General features: G+C 69.9%; 18 protein-coding genes, 1 tRNA gene and 1 pseudogene. 8 read left to right on the top strand and 12 right to left on the bottom strand.

The annotated features are described in order from the left end of the window. The first annotated feature begins 51 nt into the window (after positions 1 to 51). Positions 52 to 483: a PASTA domain-containing protein gene (locus tag M8H82_RS31850; RefSeq protein ID WP_250078569.1), complete on the top strand. Its 432-nt coding sequence runs from the start codon at positions 52 to 54 to the stop codon at positions 481 to 483. Between the two features lie 97 nt (positions 484 to 580). On the opposite strand, the gene M8H82_RS31845 is transcribed toward M8H82_RS31850, so the two are convergent. Then, positions 581 to 655: transfer RNA gene (locus M8H82_RS31845), tRNA-Val, on the bottom strand. Between the two features lie 157 nt (positions 656 to 812). On the opposite strand from M8H82_RS31845, the gene M8H82_RS31840 reads away from it, so the two are divergent. From M8H82_RS31840 to M8H82_RS31830, 3 genes are all read left to right on the top strand, one after another. After that, positions 813 to 1,577, top strand: coding sequence for a DUF4097 family beta strand repeat-containing protein (locus tag M8H82_RS31840; RefSeq protein WP_250078586.1), 765 nt, complete (start codon positions 813 to 815; stop codon positions 1,575 to 1,577). Between the two features lie 77 nt (positions 1,578 to 1,654). Then, a complete protein-coding gene (locus M8H82_RS31835; RefSeq protein ID WP_250078568.1) occupies positions 1,655 to 3,040 on the top strand; it encodes a hypothetical protein in 1,386 nt (461 codons plus the stop codon). Between the two features lie 46 nt (positions 3,041 to 3,086). Beyond that, complete coding sequence (locus M8H82_RS31830) at positions 3,087 to 3,305, top strand: zinc ribbon domain-containing protein (protein WP_250078567.1); 219 nt, start codon at positions 3,087 to 3,089, stop codon at positions 3,303 to 3,305. Positions 3,306 to 3,329: 24 nt separating this feature from the next. Here the strand turns inward: M8H82_RS31830 and M8H82_RS31825 are convergent, their stop codons facing one another. From M8H82_RS31825 to M8H82_RS31815, 3 genes are read right to left on the bottom strand one after another with little or no spacing between them, the layout of a single operon-like run. Beyond that, a complete protein-coding gene (locus tag M8H82_RS31825; RefSeq protein WP_250078566.1) occupies positions 3,330 to 4,142 on the bottom strand; it encodes an HAD family hydrolase in 813 nt (270 codons plus the stop codon). Beyond that, entirely contained in the window at positions 4,142 to 6,592 is a 2,451-nt protein-coding gene (locus tag M8H82_RS31820) for a phosphoribosyltransferase (protein ID WP_250078565.1), read from the bottom strand. Before M8H82_RS31820 ends, M8H82_RS31825 begins: the two co-directional genes overlap by 1 nt. Positions 6,593 to 6,614: 22 nt before the next feature. Further along, positions 6,615 to 7,781, bottom strand: a complete 1,167-nt coding sequence (locus M8H82_RS31815) for an HpcH/HpaI aldolase/citrate lyase family protein (RefSeq protein WP_250078564.1) — start codon at positions 7,779 to 7,781, stop codon at positions 6,615 to 6,617. 184 nt (positions 7,782 to 7,965) lie between these two features. Between M8H82_RS31815 and M8H82_RS31810 the strand changes: the two genes are divergently transcribed. Further along, complete coding sequence (locus M8H82_RS31810; RefSeq protein WP_250078563.1) at positions 7,966 to 8,772, top strand: TerD family protein; 807 nt, start codon at positions 7,966 to 7,968, stop codon at positions 8,770 to 8,772. 43 nt (positions 8,773 to 8,815) lie between these two features. Here M8H82_RS31810 and M8H82_RS31805 read toward each other — a convergent pair whose 3' ends face one another. The 6 genes from M8H82_RS31805 to M8H82_RS31780 form a co-directional block, all read right to left on the bottom strand. Continuing rightward, positions 8,816 to 9,556, bottom strand: a complete 741-nt coding sequence (locus tag M8H82_RS31805) for a Tellurium resistance (RefSeq protein WP_250078562.1) — start codon at positions 9,554 to 9,556, stop codon at positions 8,816 to 8,818. 89 nt (positions 9,557 to 9,645) lie between these two features. Continuing rightward, positions 9,646 to 10,788, bottom strand: a complete 1,143-nt coding sequence (locus M8H82_RS31800) for a DUF475 domain-containing protein (protein ID WP_250078561.1) — start codon at positions 10,786 to 10,788, stop codon at positions 9,646 to 9,648. A 126-nt stretch (positions 10,789 to 10,914) separates the two neighbouring features. Further along, positions 10,915 to 11,490, bottom strand: a complete 576-nt coding sequence (locus tag M8H82_RS31795) for a TerD family protein (RefSeq protein WP_250078560.1) — start codon at positions 11,488 to 11,490, stop codon at positions 10,915 to 10,917. 106 nt (positions 11,491 to 11,596) lie between these two features. Further along, the gene (locus M8H82_RS31790) at positions 11,597 to 12,172 is read right to left on the bottom strand and encodes a calcium homeostasis/redox stress adaptation protein (RefSeq protein ID WP_250078559.1); all 576 of its coding nucleotides are present in this window, start codon (positions 12,170 to 12,172) and stop codon (positions 11,597 to 11,599) included. Between the two features lie 113 nt (positions 12,173 to 12,285). Then, the gene (locus M8H82_RS31785) at positions 12,286 to 12,744 is read right to left on the bottom strand and encodes a peroxiredoxin (RefSeq protein WP_250078558.1); all 459 of its coding nucleotides are present in this window, start codon (positions 12,742 to 12,744) and stop codon (positions 12,286 to 12,288) included. A 121-nt stretch (positions 12,745 to 12,865) separates the two neighbouring features. Further along, positions 12,866 to 13,306 (bottom strand): DUF3052 domain-containing protein, encoded by a 441-nt coding sequence (locus tag M8H82_RS31780; protein WP_250078557.1) that lies wholly within the window; start codon positions 13,304 to 13,306, stop codon positions 12,866 to 12,868. A 373-nt stretch (positions 13,307 to 13,679) separates the two neighbouring features. On the opposite strand from M8H82_RS31780, the gene aceE reads away from it, so the two are divergent. Next, entirely contained in the window at positions 13,680 to 16,427 is a 2,748-nt protein-coding gene (gene aceE / locus M8H82_RS31775) for a pyruvate dehydrogenase (acetyl-transferring), homodimeric type (protein WP_250078556.1), read from the top strand. Positions 16,428 to 16,502: 75 nt separating this feature from the next. Continuing rightward, a pseudogene (locus tag M8H82_RS31770) lies at positions 16,503 to 17,219 on the top strand (potassium channel family protein); the annotation flags it as partial. An 18-nt stretch (positions 17,220 to 17,237) separates the two neighbouring features. Here the strand turns inward: M8H82_RS31770 and M8H82_RS31765 are convergent. Both M8H82_RS31765 and M8H82_RS31760 read right to left on the bottom strand, forming a co-directional pair. Beyond that, on the bottom strand, positions 17,238 to 17,543 hold the full coding sequence (locus M8H82_RS31765; RefSeq protein WP_250078555.1) for a small hydrophobic protein: 306 nt from the start codon (positions 17,541 to 17,543) through the stop codon (positions 17,238 to 17,240). A 290-nt stretch (positions 17,544 to 17,833) separates the two neighbouring features. Next, positions 17,834 to 19,426: an MFS transporter gene (locus tag M8H82_RS31760; RefSeq protein WP_250078554.1), complete on the bottom strand. Its 1,593-nt coding sequence runs from the start codon at positions 19,424 to 19,426 to the stop codon at positions 17,834 to 17,836. A gap of 65 nt (positions 19,427 to 19,491) precedes the next feature. On the opposite strand from M8H82_RS31760, the gene M8H82_RS31755 reads away from it, so the two are divergent. Then, positions 19,492 to 20,118 carry a TetR family transcriptional regulator gene (locus M8H82_RS31755; protein WP_250078553.1) on the top strand — a complete coding sequence of 209 codons (627 nt, stop codon included), beginning with the start codon at positions 19,492 to 19,494 and terminating at the stop codon, positions 20,116 to 20,118. Positions 20,119 to 20,121: the final 3 nt, after the last annotated feature.

Below are 20,121 nucleotides of genomic sequence, written 5' to 3'. Positions count from 1 at the left end.
CGCCCGGCGCATCATGCTTCCTCAGCTCACCGAACCACCCTGGGGGACACCATGCGCATCCGCACGATCGCGGCCGGATTCGCCGCCGCAGCACTACTGACACTCACCGCCTGCGAGAGCGCAGATGACACCGGCTCCGGCAAGCCGGAGACCACCGTCGAGGAAACCAGCGGCCGGACGGAGCCCGACGCCGACACCACCAGGGCCGAAACGGACCCGCCCGCGGACGACGTCGGCGGCGACGAGGCCGAGCCGGAGACCGCGACACTGCCCGACCTCGTCGGCCAGGACCTCCAGGCCGCACAGGACGAGGCGCAGGCCGCAGGGTTCTACCTCCTCGACGACCAGGACGCCAGCGGCCAGAACCGCTTGCAGATCATGGACCGCAACTGGACCGTCTGCAGCCAGGAGCCGGCGCCTGGCACCCACCCCGCGGACACGCTCGTGACCCTGAACGCGGTCAAGGACGACGAGACCTGCTGAACCGCTTCGACCGTCCCGGCCGACTCCGGCCACGGGAAACGGCCCCCCGGAACTCTCCGAGGGGCCGCAAAGCCCTGGCTGAGCCGGGCTTGTCCACTGGTGGGCGCGGACGGTTTCGAACCGCCGACATTCTGCTTGTAAGGCAGACGCTCTACCCCTGAGCTACGCACCCTGGATGAGTCGACAGCGTACCTTGCCCGGGGCACTGCCCCGCAAACCCGGGGGTTAACCCCACCCGAAACCCGGGAGTGGTCCGGATCCCCGTGGGGGCGGTGGGTGCATACCGTCGGGAGGGCTTGGGGAAGGTCCGTTGTCCAGTGCTGGGGGAGATCGTCGTGGGTCGTCGGGTTGCTGTGGTGGGCGGGGTTGTGGCGCTGGTGGTCGGGGGGCTCGCGGGGTGTGGGGCTTCGGCGGGGGACGACACGGAGCCCGAGGAGCGGAGTTTTGGGCTGAAGGGGAGTTCGCTGGTCGTGAACTCCGATGATTCGGCGTTGGAGATCGTCGCCTCGGACGCGCATCCCGCGGGGAGGATCAAGGTGACCCGGTGGTTCGAGGGGTCCGTCGTGGTGGGCGGCGAGCCCAAGGTGACGTGGGCGATGGAGGGGGACCGGCTCACTCTGCGGCTGAAGTGTTCCGGGGTGATCGCGGACTGTTCGGCCAAGCACCGGATCGAGGTGCCGCGGGGCGTCGCCGTGGAGGTCGAGGACGGGGACGGCAGTGTGCGGGCCCGGGGGTTCGAGGACGCGCTGAGCATTCGTACGGGTGACGGGTCCGTGCATGTCACCGACTCCAGCGGGCCGCTGCAGCTGCGTACCGGGGACGGGTCCGTGCGGGCCGAGGTCGATTCGCGTGAGGTGCGGACGCAGACCGGCGACGGGTCGGTGAAGCTCGAACTCGGGGCCGTTCCCGACCTGGTGGAGTCCCGCAGCGGGGACGGTTCCGTGACGATCGAGGTGCCCCGGGCCACGTACCGGGTGACGACCGAGACCGGCGACGGCGGGGTGGATGTGGACGTGCCGCGGGACGAGCGCAGCGCGCATGTGGTGAGCGCGCGGACCGGGGACGGGAAAGTCACGGTCCGAACCGCGAACTAACGGGCCCGTGTGTTCGTCCTTAACCGGTGGGAGAATGACAACGCCGGGCAGGGCGGACCACAGCACGGGAGAGGGATGTGACGGCGACACCTTCGCAGCCGTACTCGCCGTTGGTGCCGCGTGCACCCCGTCCCGTGCGGCAGGCGCTCGTGGACACCGTCGCTCTGCTCGCGCTGCCGCTGGCCGCCGCGCTCGTGCTGCCCGCCGCGTTCGCCGGGGGCGGCACCCGGCGCTGGTTCGGCGGGCGTGCGGAGAATCAGCGGGCCGAGGCGCAGGCCGCGAAGGACGCCGCCGCGGCCGCGTTCTACGAACTCGACACCGCTCAGCGCGATCTGCGGATCTCCATCGAGACCATCACGGCCGTGGACGACTCCCCCGCCGCCCGTCGCGCGGTCACCGACTTCGAGGCGATCGGCAGGCGTATCGACGAGGCCAGCCGGCAGTACATCGAGGCGGTCGACGCCCATGACCTGGACCGGGACGATCTGGAGGCGTCGGTCGCCGGGCAGGCGCGTACCGCGCTGACCCGGGCGCAGGAGGGGCTGGTCCGGGTCAAGGGGGAGCTGGACCGTTTCGAGGAAGGGCTGGGGCCGCTGCTCGGCAAGGCGGAGACGCAGCTGGCCCGGCTGGTGCCCACGGTGGAGCGGGCCCGGCAGGGGCTGCTGGCCGCGTCCAACGCCCTGGACGCCGTACGGACCTCGGGGCTGGCGGCGGACGATCTCGCGGCCCGGCTCGCGGCGCTGGCGCCTGAGCTGACCAAGCTGAACCAGGGCGCCGGGCAGCATGGTGTGCCGCAGACGCTGGAGCGGGCGGAGCGGGTGGCCCGGGAGGCCGAGGCGGTGCGGGCGGAGGCCGACCGGCTGCCGGAGCGGGCGGCCGAGATCGATCACCGGCTGGTGTCGTTGCGGACGCGGGCGCAGGCGCTGACGACGCGTTCCGAGCAGGTGGAGCCGGTGCTGAGCGAGTTGCGGCGGCGGTTCACGGTCGCCTGCTGGCAGGACCTTCAGGGGGTGCCTGACCAGGCCGTGGAGAACGTGCGGCAGGCGGAGTCGAAGCTGGCGGAGGCGCAGGCCGCGCGGGACGAGCAGCGGTGGCCGGATGCGACGGCGCTGCTGTCCACGGTGCGGGCGCTGCTGAACTCGACGGACGAGTCGGTGTCGGCCGCGGGTGACCGGCTGCGGCGGCTGAACGCGGTGCAGAAGGATCCGCGGGCGGAGATCGACCGCACGCGGTTCGCGATCCGGGACGCGCAGCGGCTGGCCATGGCCGGCCGGAACACGCCGGATCCCCGGCATGCCCGGCCGCTGGACGATTCGGTGGCGCGGCTGGAGCGGGCCGTCGGCTCGCTGGAGGGGCGGCACCCGGATTACTGGCACTTCCTGACGGAGCTGGAGGGGGTGCGGCAGGCGGTGGCCCGGGTGGTGGCGCAGATCCGTGAGGAGCGGGGCGGCTCGGCCGGTTAGCCTGTTCGGCTGCCTCGCCGCGAGTGCGGCCGGTTAGCCTGTTCGTATGCCTCGCTATGAGTATCGGTGCCGGACCTGTGGTGACACCTTCGAGCTGAGCCGGCCGATGGCCGAGTCCTCCGAGCCCGCGGACTGTCCCGCCGGGCACGGGGACACGGTGAAGCTGTTGTCGACGGTGGCGGTCGGCGGGAGCGCGAGTGCCCCCGCGCCCCGGGCGAGCGGGGGCGGGGGCGGGGGCTGCTGCGGCGGAGGCTGCTGCGGCTGACCGTTGCGGTGGTCCGTTGCCGGATTACCTCGGCGTCTGGGTCTCGCGCAGGAACTCCCTGAGGATCCGTTCCCCGGCCAGTACTCCCCGCTCCGGCAGTGCGGAGATCGTGGGTGCCGTCCAGCCCGCGTCGGCGAGTTCGCCGTGGCCGGGGCGCCAGCCCTTGTCGGCGGCGAGGAGCAGGTCCGCGTCGAGGAGGGAGTCGCCGGCCGCGAGGGTGAGGTCCGCGCCCGTGCGTCGCGCCAGTTCGTTCATGGCCGCGCTCTTGGTCAGCGGCTTCGGTACGGCGTAGAGCTTGCGGCCCTGGAGCGACACGGTCCAGCCGCGGTTCTCGGCCCAGACGGCGAGTTCCTTGACCCAGTCCTCGGGCAGCAGTTCCCGTTCCACGACCAGGTAGGCGAAGAGGTCCTCGGCGACCCGGTGCTTGCGTACCCACAGCGGGTCCGCCGTGGCCATCAGGTGGTCGCGGACCTCGTCGAGGGTGGCGCACTCGTCCGCGAGCCGGGCGGCGACCCGCGCCTGCCATTCGGGGTCGGAGACGCCGTCCACCAGGAGGTGGCCGCCGTTGGCGCAGATGGCGTACTTGGAGGGCGGGCCGGGGAGGTTGATGCGCTGGTACTGCTTGCGGGTGCGGGTGGTGGTGGGGACGAAGAGGGCCGTGTCGCCGAGTTCCGCCAGCAGTTGCGAGGCGGTTTCGGTCATGTAGGACAGCGGCTTGCTCTCGTGCACCTCCACGCAGAGCAGCCGGGGTGCCCGCGCGTCCGGCATGGTCAGGGCGAGGGCCGCCGAGGAGTAGATGAGGGTACGGTCCAGGTCGCTCGCCACCAGCACCGGCATCAGAGGGTCACCGCCTTGCCGTCGGCGCCGGTCGCGCCGCGCGTGTACTTGGGGTGGATCAATCCCACGCATGTGTACGGCAGTTCGGCGACCTCTTCCACCGGTACCCCTCTCTGTTCGGCGAGCAGGCGGACGTGGTCCAGGTCGGCGCCGGCCCCCGCTCGCGCCAGGATCTTCCACGGTACGCGGCGCAGCAGTACGCGGGTGGTCTCGCCCACGCCGGGCTTGACGAGGTTCACGTCGTGGATGCCGTACTCCTCGCTGATGCGCTCGACCGCCGCCCAGCCTTCCCAGGTGGGCGTCCGGTCGGCCGACAGCAGCTCCTTGGCCTGGGCGTCCACCGCGTCGGCGACCTCGGGGAAGCGGGCGGAGACGGCGTCCAGGAAGTGCACGGAGACGTCGGCTGCGGCGAGTTCGCGGTAGAACTTGGCGCCGTGGAAGTCGTCGGGGCCCACCAGGTCCGCGCGCAGCACGGTGCGGGAGATGAGGCCGGAGACGGTGGAGTTGAGGCAGGCGGAGGGGATGAGGTAGTCCTCGCGGGTGCCGTAGGTCCGTACGCAGGAACCTGGGTCGGCGAGGACGGCGATCTCGGGGTCGAAGCCGGTGATGCCCTCGGTGGCCTCGAACTCTTCGATGGCGGCGGCGAGTTCGCGGGTGATCGCGCCCTTGCCGGTCCAGCCGTCGACGAAGACGACGTCGCGGGGGTCGTGGTGGGCGGCGAGCCAGCGCAGCGCGTTGGCGTCGATGCCGCGTCCGCGCACGATGGAGACGGCGTAGTGCGGCAGGTCGAGGCCGTGGCGGTGCTGGGCCCAGCGGCGCATCAGGACGCCGACCGGGGTGCCGGCGCGGGCCAGTGAGACCAGTACCGGGCGCGGGGACCGCTCGGCGAGCACGATCTCGGTCACCGCGCCGACCGCCTGGGCGAGCCGGGTGCCGGACTCCTCCAGTGCCGTGTGGAACAGCTGCTGGTACTGCTCGGTGGGCTGGTACTCCACCGGCAGGGACTCGGCGTAGTGGGCGCCGCCGCTCTGGATGGCTTCCTCGCGCTCCTCGGTCGGTGCCTCCAGGGTCACGTCGGACAGGTCCTGGAGCAGCCAGCCGACGTCCTCCGGGGCGTACGAGGAGAAGGCGGGGCCGCGGAGGGGCTCGGGCAGCATCGAGGGCCTTTCGGGTACGTACGAGGGGACGACCGCGAGGAGGACCTGCGGGGTGTGGGCGGTGAGCTGTGCGAGCAGGCCGTCGGGGGCGTGCAGGTGGGGGGTGTCGGCGGTCGAGTCGACCACGGCGATGACGGCGTCGAAGCCGGCGCCGGCGACGTTGTAGGCGTAGCGCTCGCCGGGGCCGTCGGCCGGATTGTCGTGGGCGGGGAAGACGAGGCGGCTGCGGATGGCGTAGCCGGGGTCGTCGACGGCGAGGACGGGTGAGCGGGTGGTGGTGGAGAAGCGGACCTCGGCGCCGGTGATCCGCTCCAGTTCGCGGGCGAGGCGCAGGGGGGCGTACATCAGCTCTTCGCAGCCGAGGACGTGCACGCGGCGCGCGTCTGCCGGGAGCGCCTCGGCCAGGCGGGCGGCCATCTGCGGCAGCGCGCTCTCCAGGCGTATTCGGTGGGCGGGGGTGAAGCCGTGCCGTCCGCCGTCGGGGAGTCCGTGGGGCCATTGCAGGTCGATGCGCTTGATCGTTGGCTGCGGGTCGGTGGGGGCTGGTCGCGCAGTTCCCCGCGCCCCTGGGACGCCTTCGTACTCGGCGACCAATCGTTGCCCCTTCTCCAGCACTCCCTCCGGCAGCCGCACCGTGCCCGAGGCCGCCGCCACCAGGTCCACCCGCGCGCCGATCTCCCGCGCGAACTCCTCCAGGCGCCCCGCGTCCGCCGCCGAGCGCATGTCCACCAGGGCCACGACCACGTACCGCCGCCTGGGGTAGCGCTGGTGCAGGTCGCGGATCGTGTTGAGGACGGTGTTGCCGGTGGAGAACTCGTCGTCGACCAGGACCAGCGGGCCGTCGCCGGCCAGCAGGGCCGGGTTCTCGGGCAGGAGCAGGTGGGAGGTGGCGTGGCTGTGGGACTCCTCGAAGCCGCCCGCCGGGGTGATGCCCGGGACCGGGCGGCGGGTGGAGTGGAGGTAGGGCGCGAGGCCGATGCCGTCGGCCACCGAGTGGCCGAGGCCGGTCGCCGTCTCGGCGTAGCCGAGGACGACCGCGGCGGCCGCTTCCTGGTCGCCCAGCAGGTCCCGCACCCGTCGGCCGAGGGCGACGCCGTGGCCGTGGACCACGGCCGGGGACTGCGGTACGTGCTTGCCGAGGACGTGGGAGACGAGCAGATGCGCCCGCTTGGGGTTGCGGCGCAGCGCCAGTCCCAGCAGCTCCTTCAGCGTGTCGTCGCCCTCCAGTTCGACCCCGAGCCGCTGTGCGACCCAGGTGCCGGACCAGACCCCGTTGTTCACTGCCTTGTTCATGCGTCCCTTGGTTTGTCAGGTGTCAGCCGGGGATTCCGGCGGCGAGCAGCTCGACGAAGCCGACGTCCTCGTTGGCGACCCCGAAGACCTCGGCGCGCAACAGGGTCCGCTCGGCCCAGGCGCGGTGCGGCTTCACCTCGTTCATCTTGTTCGTGTACGCCGAGCGCAGCACGCCCCCGCCGCCGCGTTCGGGCCGCAGGATGTCCTGCGCGTCGCTGTACTCCTCGTGGCTGACCACGGACAGCGCGTGCACGGGCAGGACGTGGGTGGGGTGGATGCAGGTCTTGCCGGTGAGGCCGTTGGCCTGGTCGAGGGCGATCTCGCGCAGGAGGCCGTCCATGGCGTGCTCGATGAGGGCCGCGCGCAGCTCCTCGGCCTGGCCGTCCAGGAAGGGGCTGCGCCGCAGCTGGGGCTTGAACATACGTTCCTGCACGCGGAAGTACTCCCACACCGGGCCGGTCACGGTGAAGCCGGTGCCGTCGGCACGGCCGAGCATGTTGACCACGTCGGCGATGACGGAGGCGACGATCTGGACGTCGTACGCCGTCATGTCGGGAGCCCGGCGCAGACCGTAGGAGGAGCAGAAGTCGGTCACGCCGAGGCGCAGCGCGAGCACCCTCTCACGATACTTGTCGACCGCCCGGGAGATCCCTTCCAGCGTCTCCACCCGGGACTCGCGGAAGAGCAGCTCGGGCGACTCCAGCACGGGCATGGCGAACAGCCGCCGTCCGCTCGCCGCCTCGGCGCCGGCCAGCGCCTCCAGGAAGGGGATGCCGCGTTCCTCGGTGAATTTCGGCAGCACGAACCCGGAGAGCAGCCGTACGGCGGGCCCGAGGCGTCGTACCAGGTCGGGGATCTGTTCGGGGGCGCGGACCCGGATGAACAGCAGGGGCAGCTCGGGGCGCTCGCGGGCGGCGAGGTCGGTGAACTGCCGGACGAGGTTCTCCTCGCCCGCCGCGACGTCCTCGTCGCCGATGGAGTCCTCCAGGCACAGCACCATGGAGACCACGCCGCGCGCCGCCTGCTTGAGGACGTCGTCGGCGAGACGGGGCCGGGTGGCCGGGCTGTACAGCGTGGCGCCCAGGGCCGTGGCGAGCAGCCGGGCCGAGGAGTCCGAGTCGAACTCGCACGGTTCCCGGTGGAACAGGCGCTTGCGCACCGCAGGGGCGATGTGCCCGAAATGACGCATAAAACTCCCCCGTGGTGATGGAGCGGCCCCTGTGATGTTCGCAGGTGGCCGGTAATAGTACGTAGATTCCTGTGTCAGGGGTTCCCGGTGGGCATGAATTCCTGGTAACGCGGATGCGGACACCCACCAGCTGATCATGTACCCCGCGTTGTCGTGATCACTACCGAGAGGGCAGGATGACCGCATGACGCACGCGATGCTGAAGGGGTCGAACGTCCCGCTCGAAGCCACGACCGTACGTGCCGTGCTCCGCTGGACGCCCGGGCAGGGGGTGCCGGATGTCGATGCCTCGGCGCTGCTCCTCGGCCCCGACGGCCGTGTGCGGTCCGACGAGGATTTCGTCTTCTACAACCAGCCCCGGCACCCTTCCGGCAAGGTCTGGCGGCTCGGCAAGAAGCGTGTCACCGAGGGGCTCACCGACACGATCCAGACAGATCTGTCCGGTGTCGAGTCCGACGTCAGCCAGATTTATCTGGTCGCTTCGGCCGATGGCGCCACGTTCGACCGCGTACGGTCCCTGTGCATTCTGCTGTACGACGCCTCGGTGGCCGACGGCGAGCCGCTGCTGCGCTTCGAGATCAAGCCGGAGACGGGCGAGGAGACGGCCCTGATCTGCGGCGAGCTGTACCGCCGCGGCGAGGGCTGGAAGTTCCGCGCGCTGGGCGAGGGCTACTCCAACGGTCTGGAGGGCCTGGCCACGGACTTCGGTATCTCGGTGGAGGAGGCGGAGCAGGCGGCCGGGCATGAGCCGCCGGAGGAGCCGAGGGCCCAGCCGCTGCCTCCCGAGCAGCCGACCACGGCGGTCCCCCCGCAGGCGTCGTACGGCTACCCGCAGTCCCCGCCTCCGACCCAGCCGGTCTACGGCTACCCCCAGTCGGCGGGCCGGCCCCCGCAGGGCGGCTACGGCTACCCGCAGCCGGTGACCCCGGTCCCGGCCCCGGCAGGCGAATTCCGCCTCCCGCCGCAGGGCCCGCAATTCGTCGGCCGGTAAGGACAGCGTCCCACCAGGGGACGGCCCGGCTGCCGGGCGGAGCTCACCGTCCCGACTTCGCCTTGTACCCCCGCCCCCACTGCAGCCCCCACCCGTACAACCGGTCGAGCTCGCCCTGGAAGCCGTAGACGAACTTGACCTCGCGGCGGACGAGGATCTCGCCCTTCACGTTCTCGATCATCACCACCGCGCAGGACCGGGCCTGCGGCTGCCGTTCGTCGAGCTGGATCTCGATCCGGGGCCCGTTGCTCGGGTAGAGCGTGACCATGGCCTGGGTCCGGTCGAACGCCGGCGTCTGGTCGTAGATGTAGACGAAGATCAGCAGCCGCTTGATGCTCTCGCGCTGGTCGAGGTTGACGTACATCGTCTCCCCCGACGCCGACCCGAACCGGTCGTCCCCGCTGAGCTTGACGTACGGCGGCGCGTTGACGTCGCCCAGGAACCCGCCCAGCGGCTGGACCACGCCCTTGGTGCCGTCGGTCAGCTCGTACAGGCACCCGAGGTCCAGGTCGACGTTGACCATGCTCATGCTGTGCCCCACGACCTCCGGCGGCTTGAGCGCCTTGAAGGGATGCCGCAGCAGGCTCTCCCGCTGCGGCCCGCCTATGTCGGAGGTACGCATCCGCCAGTTCAGGTTGATGCGCAGATGCCCGGTGGCCGCGTCCTGCTTGCTGAGGGAGACCTGGCCGTGCCGCTTGGTCAGCTCGATCGCGTTGGACGACGCGCTGCCCGAGTCGAACTGGCCGGCGCCTCCGCTCCGGAGCAACCCGTCGAACAAGCCCATTCCCGCCCCCACATGCCGTTGGACATTCCGACGGGGCGGCCGGAGACCCGGCCGCCCCGCTCAGAAGCGTTCCCTCACGAGGAGGTCGGTCACACCCCGGACGAGACCTCAGTCTTGTCCGGGTTCGAGGCTTTTCCCTCTGCCGCCGCCAGCGCGCGGTTCCGGCGCACGGAGGAGATGAAGGACCAGCCGATCAGGACGACACCGATACCACCGGTGATCAGCTCGCTGATCTCGTACTGGATGGTGACCAGCAGGATCACCGCGAGGGCGCCGATGGCGTAGTGCGCGCCGTGCTCCAGGTAGACGTAGTCGTCGAGGGTGCCCTGGCGGACCAGGTAGACCGTGAGCGAACGGACGTACATCGCGCCGATACCCAGACCCAGCGCCATCAGCACGATGTCGTTGGTGATGGCGAAGGCGCCGATCACGCCGTCGAAGGAGAAGGACGCGTCCAGGACCTCGAGGTAGAGGAACATGAAGAACGCGGCCTTGCCGGCCATCGCCACCGCCGAGCGGGGCTTGCCCTCGCGCTCGGCCGCCTCTTCCGCCTCGTGCTCGCGCTCCTCCTCTTCCTCGAGCTTGTTCTCGAAGTAGCCGGAGAGACCGCCGACGACCATGTAGGTGATCAGGCCGCCGATGCCGGAGAGGAGGACCGTCTCGGCCTTGTCCGCGCTGCCCGCGTGCAGGTGGGCGTGGGTGGCGAAGGTCATGGCGGTGCCCAGCAGCGCCGCCAGCGCGACGCAGACCGACAGCATGTCGACCTTGCCGAGCTTGGACAGCGGGCGCTCCAGCCAGCCCAGCCACTTGATGTCGCGGTCCTCGAAGATGAAGTCGAGGAAGATCATCAGCAGGAACATGCCACCGAAGGCCGCGATCGCCGGGTGGGCGTCGGTGACGAGCTGCTCGTAACGGTCCTTGTCGGTCAGAGCGAGGTCGACGGCCTCGATCGGACCCATCGACGCGCTGATGGCGACGATGACGACAGGGAAGACCAGTCGCATACCGAAGACGGCGATCAGGATGCCGATGGTGAGGAAGATCTTCTGCCAGAAGGCATTCATCTTCTTCAGGATTCCGGCGTTGACCACCGCGTTGTCGAAGGACAGCGAGATCTCGAGCACGGAGAGGATCGCCACGATGCCGAAGGCGGTCCACCCCCCGAAGAGGACCGCTGCGACGAGGCCGAGCGCGGTGACCGCGAACGACCAGCCGAAGGTTTTCAGAACCACTGGCTACCCAATCCTGTATGTACGGGTCTCCCCCGCTGCCGTACTCGGCTTTACGAACTTTTGAAGCCGAAGTCTAGTCGGAGCCCCCTGGTACCCCACGCGGCCCCGGCTTTTGCTCATATCGCGTTATGAAACATTGACCCCGAAGTCCAGCGCGATGCCCCGCAGGCCCGAGGCGTAGCCCTGGCCCACCGCGCGGAACTTCCATTCGCCCTGGTATCGGTAGACCTCGCCGAAGATCATCGCCGTCTCGGTGGAGGCGTCCTCGCTGAGGTCGTACCGGGCGAGCTCGGCGCCGTCGGCCTGGTTGACCACCCGGATGAAGGCGTTGCTCACCTGTCCGAAGGTCTGGCCCCGCTCGTCCGCCATGTGGATGGAGACCGGGAAGACGATCTTGTCGCACTGGGCGGGCACCTTGGAGAGGTCGATCACCAGCGACTCGTCGTCGCCGTCCCCCTCGCCGGTGAGGTTGTCACCGGTGTGCTCGACGGAGCCGTCCGGGCTCTTGAGCTGGTTGTAGAACACGAACCACTCGTCCCCCATCACCCGTCCGCCGGTGCACATCAGCGCACTGGCGTCGAGGTCGAAGGGGGCTCCGGTGGTGGAGCGCGCGTCCCAGCCGAGCCCGATCTTCACCTGGGTGAGGTTCGGTGCGGCCTTGGACAGGGAGACATTGCCCCCCTTGGCGAGCGTGACGCCCATGATGCTGTTCCTCCCCAGGTCAAGCTTCTTTGGTTGTTTCCCTGCGCGTCCGGCGCCGCACGCAAACCGTGCGGCGCCGGGCGGTTGGAGCGCGGTGGTGGCGGGCTCAGACGTTCACGCCGAAGTCCTGCGCGATGCCGCGCAGGCCCGAGGCGTAGCCCTGGCCGATGGCGCGGAACTTCCACTCCGCGCCGTGGCGGTAGAGCTCACCGAAGACCATGGCGGTCTCGGTGGAGGCGTCCTCGCTGAGGTCATAGCGGGCGATCTCGGCGCCGCCGGCCTGGTTGGCGACGCGGATGAACGCGTTGCGCACCTGGCCGAAGGACTGCTGGCGGTTCTCGGCGTCGTAGATCGACACCGGGAAGACGATCTTCTCGACGTCGGCCGGGACGTTCGCCAGGTCGACCTTGATCTGCTCGTCGTCGCCCTCGCCCTCACCGGTGAGGTTGTCACCGGTGTGCTCGACGGAGCCGTCGGGGCTCTTGAGGTTGTTGAAGAAGATGAAGTGCGCGTCGCTCGCGACCTTGCCGGACGAGTTCAGCAGCAGCGCGCTGGCGTCCAGGTCGAAGTCGGTGCCGGTCGTGGTGCGGATGTCCCACCCCAGACCGACGATGACCGCGGTAAGGCCGGGGGCCTCCTTGGTCAGCGATACATTGCCGCCCTTGCTGAGGCTGACTCCCACGAGTCCTCCATTGGTGTCCAGGGGCGGGGAGCCCCGCCATGCGTTTGGTACCGGATCAACGAGTCGATCCTAGTAAGGGGTTCCCGTGGGCCGCAGGCCCTGGGGCCCAAGAATCACAGGGTGTCGAGCGCCTTGACGTACTCGTTGAGGTCGCGGGCGTCCGGCAGGCCGTTGACGACGGTCCAGCGGACGAGGCCCTCCTTGTCGATGACGAAGGTGCCGCGCACCGCGCAGCCTTTGTCCTCCGCGAAGACGCCGTAGGCGCGGGAGACCTCCCCGTGCGGCCAGAAGTCGCTGAGCAGGGGGTATTCAAAGCCCTCCTGCTCGGCGAAGACGCGCAGGGTGGGGACCGAGTCGTTGGAGACGGCGAGCAGCTGGGTGTCGCGGTCGGTGAACTTCGGCAGGTTGTCCCGCAGCTCGCACAGCTCGCCGGTGCACACGCCGGTGAAGGCGAACGGGTAGAAGAGCAGCACCACGTTCCGCTGACCGCGGAAGTCGGACAGCCGCACGGCGCGGCCGTGGTTGTCCTTGAGTTCGAAGTCGGGGGCCTTTTCGCCGACCTGGAGGGCCATGTCCGGCTCGTCCCTTCGATGAGGCTGTTCGGGTGGTCGGGGCCACCCTACGCAGGGGTCACGAAGGGCCCCCGGACGGGGCCGACGGAAGTCGGCTGCCCGTCCGGTGCCTGGTGGAGGATTACTTCTTCGTGGACTTCGCCGCCTTCGGCGTCACCAGCCGGCTGCCGCTCCAGTCCTTGCCGACACTGACGCTCTTGGACGCCGACAGTCCGGCCGTCGTCGAGGCTTCGGAGATGTCGCTCGGCTCTACGTAGCCGTCGCGTCCGGTCTTCGGCGTCAGCAGCAGGATGGAGCCGCCCTCCTCGATGTACGTGGTGGCGTCCACCAGCGCATCTGTCAGGTCGCCGTCCTCGTCGCGGAACCACAGCACCACGGCATCGGCAACGTCGTCGTAGTCCTCGTCCACGAGATCGCTGCCGATGACTTCCTCAATGGCCTCGCGGAGTTCCTGGTCTACGTCCTCGTCGTAGCCGATCTCCTGGACCACCTGCTCGGGCTGGAACCCCAGCCTGACGGCAGGGTTCGTCCGCTCCTCCGCGTGGTCCGCGGTCGCGCTCACGGGTTGCCTCCTGATCATGTCTTCGGGAATAACTCAGCCACGCGCGTGCGCGAAGCATTGGCCGTAGTCCACACGGGCGGGGCGGATCGCGCAAGTACCCGGCCGCCGAGACCGCCGAAACGGTGACGTTCCGGGCCGTGTCGCCGCGATTCCCGCCATGGCGTCACACTCCAAGGTGACACACGCCACACCGTTCTGCCCTCTTTGCGCTTTTGGGAACCCTCAGGGAGGACCAGGCTTGGATTACCTCGCAGTAGAGATGACGTTTGCCGTCCCGAGGTACACGATGGGGACGGCGCAGGCAGTGCAAAACCCCAGAAACATGCCCCGAAGCAAGCCCCGAACACCAGCCCTCTGACAGGTAAGGACCAGCGTGGCTTCCGGATCCGATCGCAACCCGATCATCATTGGCGGCCTTCCGAGTCAGGTTCCTGACTTCGATCCCGAGGAAACCCAGGAGTGGCTCGACTCCCTCGACGCCGCTGTGGACGAGCGCGGCCGGGAGCGGGCCCGCTATCTGATGCTCCGGCTGATCGAGCGGGCGCGCGAGAAGCGCGTGGCCGTGCCCGAGATGCGCAGCACGGACTACGTCAACACGATCGCGACCAAGGACGAGCCGTTCTTCCCCGGCAACGAGGAGATCGAGCGCAAGATCCTCAACGCGACCCGCTGGAACGCCGCGGTCATGGTGTCCCGGGCGCAGCGCCCCGGGATCGGCGTGGGCGGCCACATCGCCACCTTCGCCTCCTCCGCCTCCCTGTACGACGTGGGCTTCAACCACTTCTTCCGGGGCAAGGACGAGGGCGACGGCGGCGACCAGGTCTTCTTCCAGGGGCACGCCTCGCCGGGCATCTACGCCCGCGCCTTCCTGCTGGACCGGCTCAGCGAAGAGAACCTGGACGCGTTCCGCCAGGAGAAGTCCAGGGCGCCGCACGGGCTGTCGTCGTACCCGCATCCGCGGCTGATGCCGGACTTCTGGGAGTTTCCGACGGTGTCGATGGGCCTCGGCCCGATCGGCGCGATCTACCAGGCGCGGATGAACCGCTACATGGAGGCGCGCGGGATCGCGGACACCTCCAAGTCGCACGTGTGGGCGTTCCTCGGGGACGGCGAGATGGACGAGCCGGAGTCGCTCGGCCAGCTGTCCATCGCGGCCCGGGAGGGCCTGGACAACCTGACCTTCGTCGTCAACTGCAACCTGCAGCGGCTCGACGGCCCGGTGCGCGGCAACGGCAAGATCATCCAGGAGCTGGAGTCGATCTTCCGGGGCGCCGGCTGGAACGTCATCAAGCTGGTCTGGGACCGCACCTGGGACCCGCTGCTGGCCCAGGACCGGGACGGCCTGCTGGTCAACCGGATGAACACCACCCCGGACGGGCAGTTCCAGACGTACGCCACCGAGACCGGCGCTTACATCCGCGACCACTTCTTCGGCGACGACCACCGGCTGCGCGCCATGGTCGAGAACATGACCGACGACCAGGTCCTGCACCTGGGCCGCGGCGGTCACGACCACAAGAAGATCTACGCGGCCTTCTCGGCGGCCAAGGCGCACAAGGGCCAGCCGACCGTGATCCTGGCCAAGACGATCAAGGGCTGGACGCTGGGCCCGAACTTCGAGGGCCGCAACGCCACGCACCAGATGAAGAAGCTGACGGTCGACGACCTCAAGCGCTTCCGGGACCGCCTCCACCTGCCGATCTCCGACAAGGAGCTGGAGTCCGGCGCGCCGCCGTACTACCACCCGGGCCGGGACACGGAGGAGATCCAGTACATGCACGACCGCCGCCAGGCGCTGGGCGGGTACGTCCCGACCCGTGTCGTGCGCGCGAAGCCGCTGCCGCTGCCCGAGGACAAGACGTACGCGACCGTGAAGAAGGGCTCGGGTCAGCAGTCGATCGCGACGACCATGGCCTTTGTCCGGCTCCTCAAGGACCTCATGCGGGACAAGGAGATCGGCAGGCGGTTCGTGCTGATCGCGCCGGACGAGTACCGCACGTTCGGCATGGACTCCTTCTTCCCGAGCGCGAAGATCTACAACCCGCTCGGGCAGCAGTACGAGGCGGTCGACCGCGAGCTGCTGCTGGCCTACAAGGAGGCGCCGAACGGGCAGATGCTGCACGACGGCATCTCGGAGGCGGGCTGCACGGCCTCGCTGATCGCGGCGGGTTCGGCGTACGCCACGCACGGCGAGCCGCTGATCCCGGTCTACGTCTTCTACTCGATGTTCGGTTTCCAGCGGACCGGCGACCAGCTCTGGCAGATGGCGGACCAGCTCTCGCGCGGCTTCGTGCTGGGCGCGACCGCCGGCCGCACGACGCTGACCGGTGAGGGGCTGCAGCACGCCGACGGCCACTCGCAGTTGCTGGCGTCGACGAACCCGGGCTGTGTGGCGTACGACCCGGCCTTCGGGTTCGAGATCGCGCACATCGTGCAGGACGGTCTGCGGCGGATGTACGGCCCGACGGCGGACGGCAGGCCCGGCGAGGACGTCTTCTACTACCTCACCGTCTACAACGAGCCGATCCAGCACCCGGCCGAGCCGGAGAACGTGGACGCCGAGGGCATCCTCAAGGGCATCCACCGCTTCAGCGCGGGCACGTCGGGCTCGGTCCCGGCGCAGATCATGGCGTCCGGTGTCGCGGTGCCGTGGGCCGTGGAGGCGCAGCGGATCCTCGCCGAGGAGTGGAACGTGAAGGCCGACGTCTGGTCGGCGACCTCCTGGAACGAGCTGCGGCGCGAGGCCGTGGCGTGCGAGGAGCACAACCTGCTGCATCCCGAGGAGGAGCAGCGGGTGCCGTACGTGACCCGGAAGCTGGCCGGGGCGCAGGGCCCGTTCGTGGCGGTGTCCGACTGGATGCGGTCGGTTCCGGACCAGATCGCGCGGTGGGTGCCGGGGACGTACCAGTCGCTGGGCGCGGACGGCTTCGGGTTCGCGGACACCCGGGGCGCGGCCCGGCGGTTCTTCCACATCGACGCCCAGTCGATCGTGCTGGCCGTGCTGACGGAGCTGGCCAAGGAGGGGAAGGTGGACCGCTCGGCGCTGAAGCAGGCGATCGACCGGTACCAGCTGCTGGATGTCTCGGCGGCCGATCCCGGCGCCGCGGGCGGCGACGCGTAGCGTTCCGCTCGCGGACGACTGGAGGGCCGAGGGGCGACTGCCCCCCGGCCCTCCCGCGTTTCCTACGATGCGGGCATGAAGGAGAGACCCGCGCAGGTCCGCTGGGAACAGCGCACACAACGGCCACTGCTGGCGCTGGCGGTGCTGTTCGCCGTCGCCTACGCCGTGCCGATCGTGGACAGTTCGGCGGGCAAGGGGCTGACGCGCGCCTGCACGGTGGTCGAGTGGGTGGTGTGGGCCGCCTTCGCGGCCGACTACCTGGTCCGGCTCAAACTCGCCGAGAACCGGCGTGAGTTCGTACGGCGGCACTGGCTGGACCTGTGCGCGGTGGTGCTGCCGCTGATCCAGCCGCTGCGGCTGCTGCGGCTGGTGTCGACGCTGATGCTGGTCGGGCGGCGGGCCCGGATGGCCTCGCAGGTCCGGCTGACGACGTACGTGGTCGGCTCGGTCGTCGGTCTGCTGATGTTCGGCTCGCTGGCCGTGCTGTCCGTGGAGCGGGACTCCCCGGACGGGAACATCAGGACGCTGGGTGACGCGGTGTGGTGGTCCTTCACCACCATGACCACGGTGGGGTACGGGGACCACGCCCCGACCACCGGTCTGGGCCGGGTCCTCGCGGTGGGCCTGATGCTGTCCGGCATCGCGCTGCTCGGTGTCGTGACGGCGAACATCGCCGCCTGGTTCATCGCCCGCTTCGAGATGGACGACGTGGAGGAGCGCCGCCAGACGGAGGCGATCCACCTGCTGACGGAGGAGGTCCGTCAGCTGCGGGCGGAGGTCGCGGCGCTGTCGGACGGGCGCCGTGACAGGTCAGAACAGACCGCCGCCGGGTGCGCCCGTACCCGCCAGCCAGACCAGGGCCAGGAGGGTGTCGATCGCACCCAGCACCACGGCGATCAGTGCCGGGACCGGGCGGGCGCCGGACCAGGATCGGTTCATCGCGAGCCAGCCGCAGACGATGGCCACCGGTCCCAGGATGATGCCCAGGACGAAGAAGCCGGCCACCGCGCAGATGGTTCCGACGATGCCGAGTGTCGCGCGGTCCGGCCCGGACCGTGACCACGTCCGGCCACGCGTGCGGGGGTGCCTGCGCGTTCCATGTCCGAAGCCCGCCATGCTGGACTCAACTCCCGGGAACCGTCGATTCGTTGGATTCGGTTCCCCGGTCGGGTACCCCGTCTTCCGGGTCTATTCCTCCGAGTCCGTTCCGTTTCGGGCCGCCGGCGCGCTGCCCCCCTCCGGCAGCGCGCCGCAGCACCGGTCGCCCTCCGTGCCGTACGAACGTGCCCGAGGAACATGCCGTACGGAGGGCTTGACCCACTGTGACCCGCGGCGCGTGCCGAGGACGAGGAATCTTTAGCCTTGTCACCCTGATAGGGGAAAGCGGGGCCGGTCTCCTTGCCGCGTCAGATGTGCGCGGCCCCCGCTCCCGCCTCCGCGTTCTCGCCCCGCTTGGTCAGGAACGCGACGGCGACGGCCACCGCCGCCACCCCGGCCGCGACCAGTGAGGCGAGGCTCATCCCGGAGATGAAGGTGTCGTGCGCGACGTCCGTGATCTTGGCGGCGATCGCGTCCGGCGTGCCCGGGGCCACCGGTGCCACACCCACCTGCACCGCCTCGGCGGCCCCTGCCTCCTGAGCCGCCGTCAGTTCCGGCAGCCCGGCGTCCGTCCAGTTGCCGGCCAGGTCGCTGTCGACCTTGGAGGCCATCACGGCGCCCAGCACGGCCGTACCGAGGCTGCCGCCGATCTGCATCGCGGCCTGCTGCAGACCGCCGGCCACACCGGAGAGCTCCAGGGGCGCGTTGCCGACGATGACCTCGGTGGCGCCGACCATGACCGGCGCGAGGCCGAGACCCAGCAGGGCGAACCAGATCGACATCACCAGGCTGCCGGTGTCCGTCTCCAGGGTGGACATGCCGTACATGGCGACGGCGGTGAAGGCCATGCCGCCCGCCAGCGGGACCCGCGGGCCGAGCTTGGTGATCAGCACGCCCGCCAGCGGCGAGCCGACGATCATCATTCCGGTGAGCGGGAGCAGGTGCAGGCCGGCGTCGATCGGGCTCATGCCGTGCACGTTCTGCAGGTAGAACGTCACGAAGAACAGGCCGCCCATGAAGGCGATGGCCATCAGGACCATCAGCACCACACCCGCCGACAGCGGGACCGAGCGGAACAGCCCGAGCGGGATCAGCGGCTCCTTGACCTTCGTCTCCCAGAACGCGAAGAGCCCGAAGAGCACCACCGACGCGACGATGAACGCCCACGTCCGGCCGTCGCCCCAGCCCCACTCCGGTGCCTTGATGAGCGCCCACACCAGGCAGAACATCGCGCCCGAGAGCAGGCCGATGCCGAGGAGGTCGAAGGAGCGCGGGGCGTTCTCGGCGCGGTGGTCCAGCAGGATCAGCACCCCGAGGACGACGGCGAGGATGCCGACCGGCACGTTGATGAAGAACACCGACTGCCAGTTGACGTGCTCGACGAGGACACCGCCGAGGATCGGGCCGCCCGCGGTGGAGGCGCCGATGACCATGCCCCAGATGCCGATCGCCATGTTGAGCTTCTCGGCCGGGAAGGTCGCCCGCAGCAGGCCGAGCGCGGCCGGCATCAGCAGGGCGCCGAACAGACCTTGCAGCACCCGGAAGGCGACGACCAGTCCGATGCTGCTGGACAGGCCGATCGCGCCGGAGGCGGCCGCGAAGCCGACCACGCCGATGAGGAAGGTCTGCCGGTGCCCGAACCGGTCGCCCAGCTTGCCGGCGGTGATCAGGGCGACCGCGAGGGCCAGGAAGTAGCCGTTGGTGATCCACTGCACCTCGGCGAAGGTGGCGCCGAGGTCCTTCTGGATGGCCGGGTTGGCGATGGCCACGATGGTGCCGTCCAGGGCCACCATCATGACGCCCACGGCGACGGTTATGAGCGTGAACCAGGGGTGCCCGCGCAGTCCGGAGGACGGGCCGGCGTCCTGGGGCGCCTTGTCGACGACGGTCTGACTAGTCATGCCGCGAGGCTAATGACAGCCTCTGACAATTGACAAACCGTTTCACAAGTCAGTAACTGACGGATATGCAAACACTGCGTGACCGCAAGAAGCAGCGCACCCGTGACGCACTGCTGCGCTCGGCCCTGGAGCTGTTCACCACCCGCGGATACGACGAGACGACGGTCGACGACATCGCCGACGCCGTCGAGGTCTCCCAGCGCACCTTCTTCCGCTACTTCACCAACAAGGAGGAGGCCGCCTTCGCCGTACAGGAGATGGCGGAGGCGCACTACGTCGAGGCGGTGCGGCTGCGGCCGGCCGGGGAGGCGCCGATGCGGGCGCTGCGGCAGGCCGTGGTGGAGGGCTGGGACGGGCTGCACGAGGTCATCGAGTCCGTGGTGCCGGTGGAGCTGTATCTGCGGATGTACCGGGTGATGGAGGCGACGCCCGCGCTGCTCGCCGCGCATCTGCGGCGCTCGGCGGAGACCGAGGAGCGGATCGCGCGGGTGCTCGCCGAGCGGGAGGGCGTCGACGTGGACGCCGATCCGCGGCCCCGGCTCGCGGTCGCGGTGTTCGGCGGGGTCATGCGGGTCACCGGGCGGCAGTGGAGCATGAGCGAGGACGTCAGCCTGGAGGGCATCCGGGCGCTGACCGTCGCCTATCTGGAGCAGGTGGAGCCCGCTCTCACCCAGAGCTGGCGCAAAACGTGATCC

The sequence above is a fragment of the Streptomyces sp. YS415 genome (assembly GCF_023544665.1).
Classification (GTDB): Bacteria; Actinomycetota; Actinomycetes; order Streptomycetales; family Streptomycetaceae; genus Streptomyces.
This window is presented reverse-complemented; position numbering and strand designations above follow the sequence as displayed.

What these genes read in the sequence shown, in the direction of transcription:
- M8H82_RS31850 (WP_250078569.1), top strand. Translation starts at nt 52, where the DNA reads ATGCGCATCCGCACGATCGCGGCCGGATTCGCCGCCGCAGCACTACTG.
- M8H82_RS31830 (WP_250078567.1), top strand. Translation starts at nt 3,087, where the DNA reads ATGCCTCGCTATGAGTATCGGTGCCGGACCTGTGGTGACACCTTCGAG.
- M8H82_RS31825 (WP_250078566.1), bottom strand. Translation starts at nt 4,142, where the DNA reads ATGCCGGTGCTGGTGGCGAGCGACCTGGACCGTACCCTCATCTACTCC.
- M8H82_RS31820 (WP_250078565.1), bottom strand. Translation starts at nt 6,592, where the DNA reads ATGAACAAGGCAGTGAACAACGGGGTCTGGTCCGGCACCTGGGTCGCA.
- M8H82_RS31815 (WP_250078564.1), bottom strand. Translation starts at nt 7,781, where the DNA reads ATGCGTCATTTCGGGCACATCGCCCCTGCGGTGCGCAAGCGCCTGTTC.
- M8H82_RS31810 (WP_250078563.1), top strand. Translation starts at nt 7,966, where the DNA reads ATGACGCACGCGATGCTGAAGGGGTCGAACGTCCCGCTCGAAGCCACG.
- M8H82_RS31805 (WP_250078562.1), bottom strand. Translation starts at nt 9,556, where the DNA reads ATGGGCTTGTTCGACGGGTTGCTCCGGAGCGGAGGCGCCGGCCAGTTC.
- M8H82_RS31795 (WP_250078560.1), bottom strand. Translation starts at nt 11,490, where the DNA reads ATGGGCGTCACGCTCGCCAAGGGGGGCAATGTCTCCCTGTCCAAGGCC.
- M8H82_RS31785 (WP_250078558.1), bottom strand. Translation starts at nt 12,744, where the DNA reads ATGGCCCTCCAGGTCGGCGAAAAGGCCCCCGACTTCGAACTCAAGGAC.
- M8H82_RS31765 (WP_250078555.1), bottom strand. Translation starts at nt 17,543, where the DNA reads ATGGCGGGCTTCGGACATGGAACGCGCAGGCACCCCCGCACGCGTGGC.
- M8H82_RS31760 (WP_250078554.1), bottom strand. Translation starts at nt 19,426, where the DNA reads ATGACTAGTCAGACCGTCGTCGACAAGGCGCCCCAGGACGCCGGCCCG.
- M8H82_RS31755 (WP_250078553.1), top strand. Translation starts at nt 19,492, where the DNA reads ATGCAAACACTGCGTGACCGCAAGAAGCAGCGCACCCGTGACGCACTG.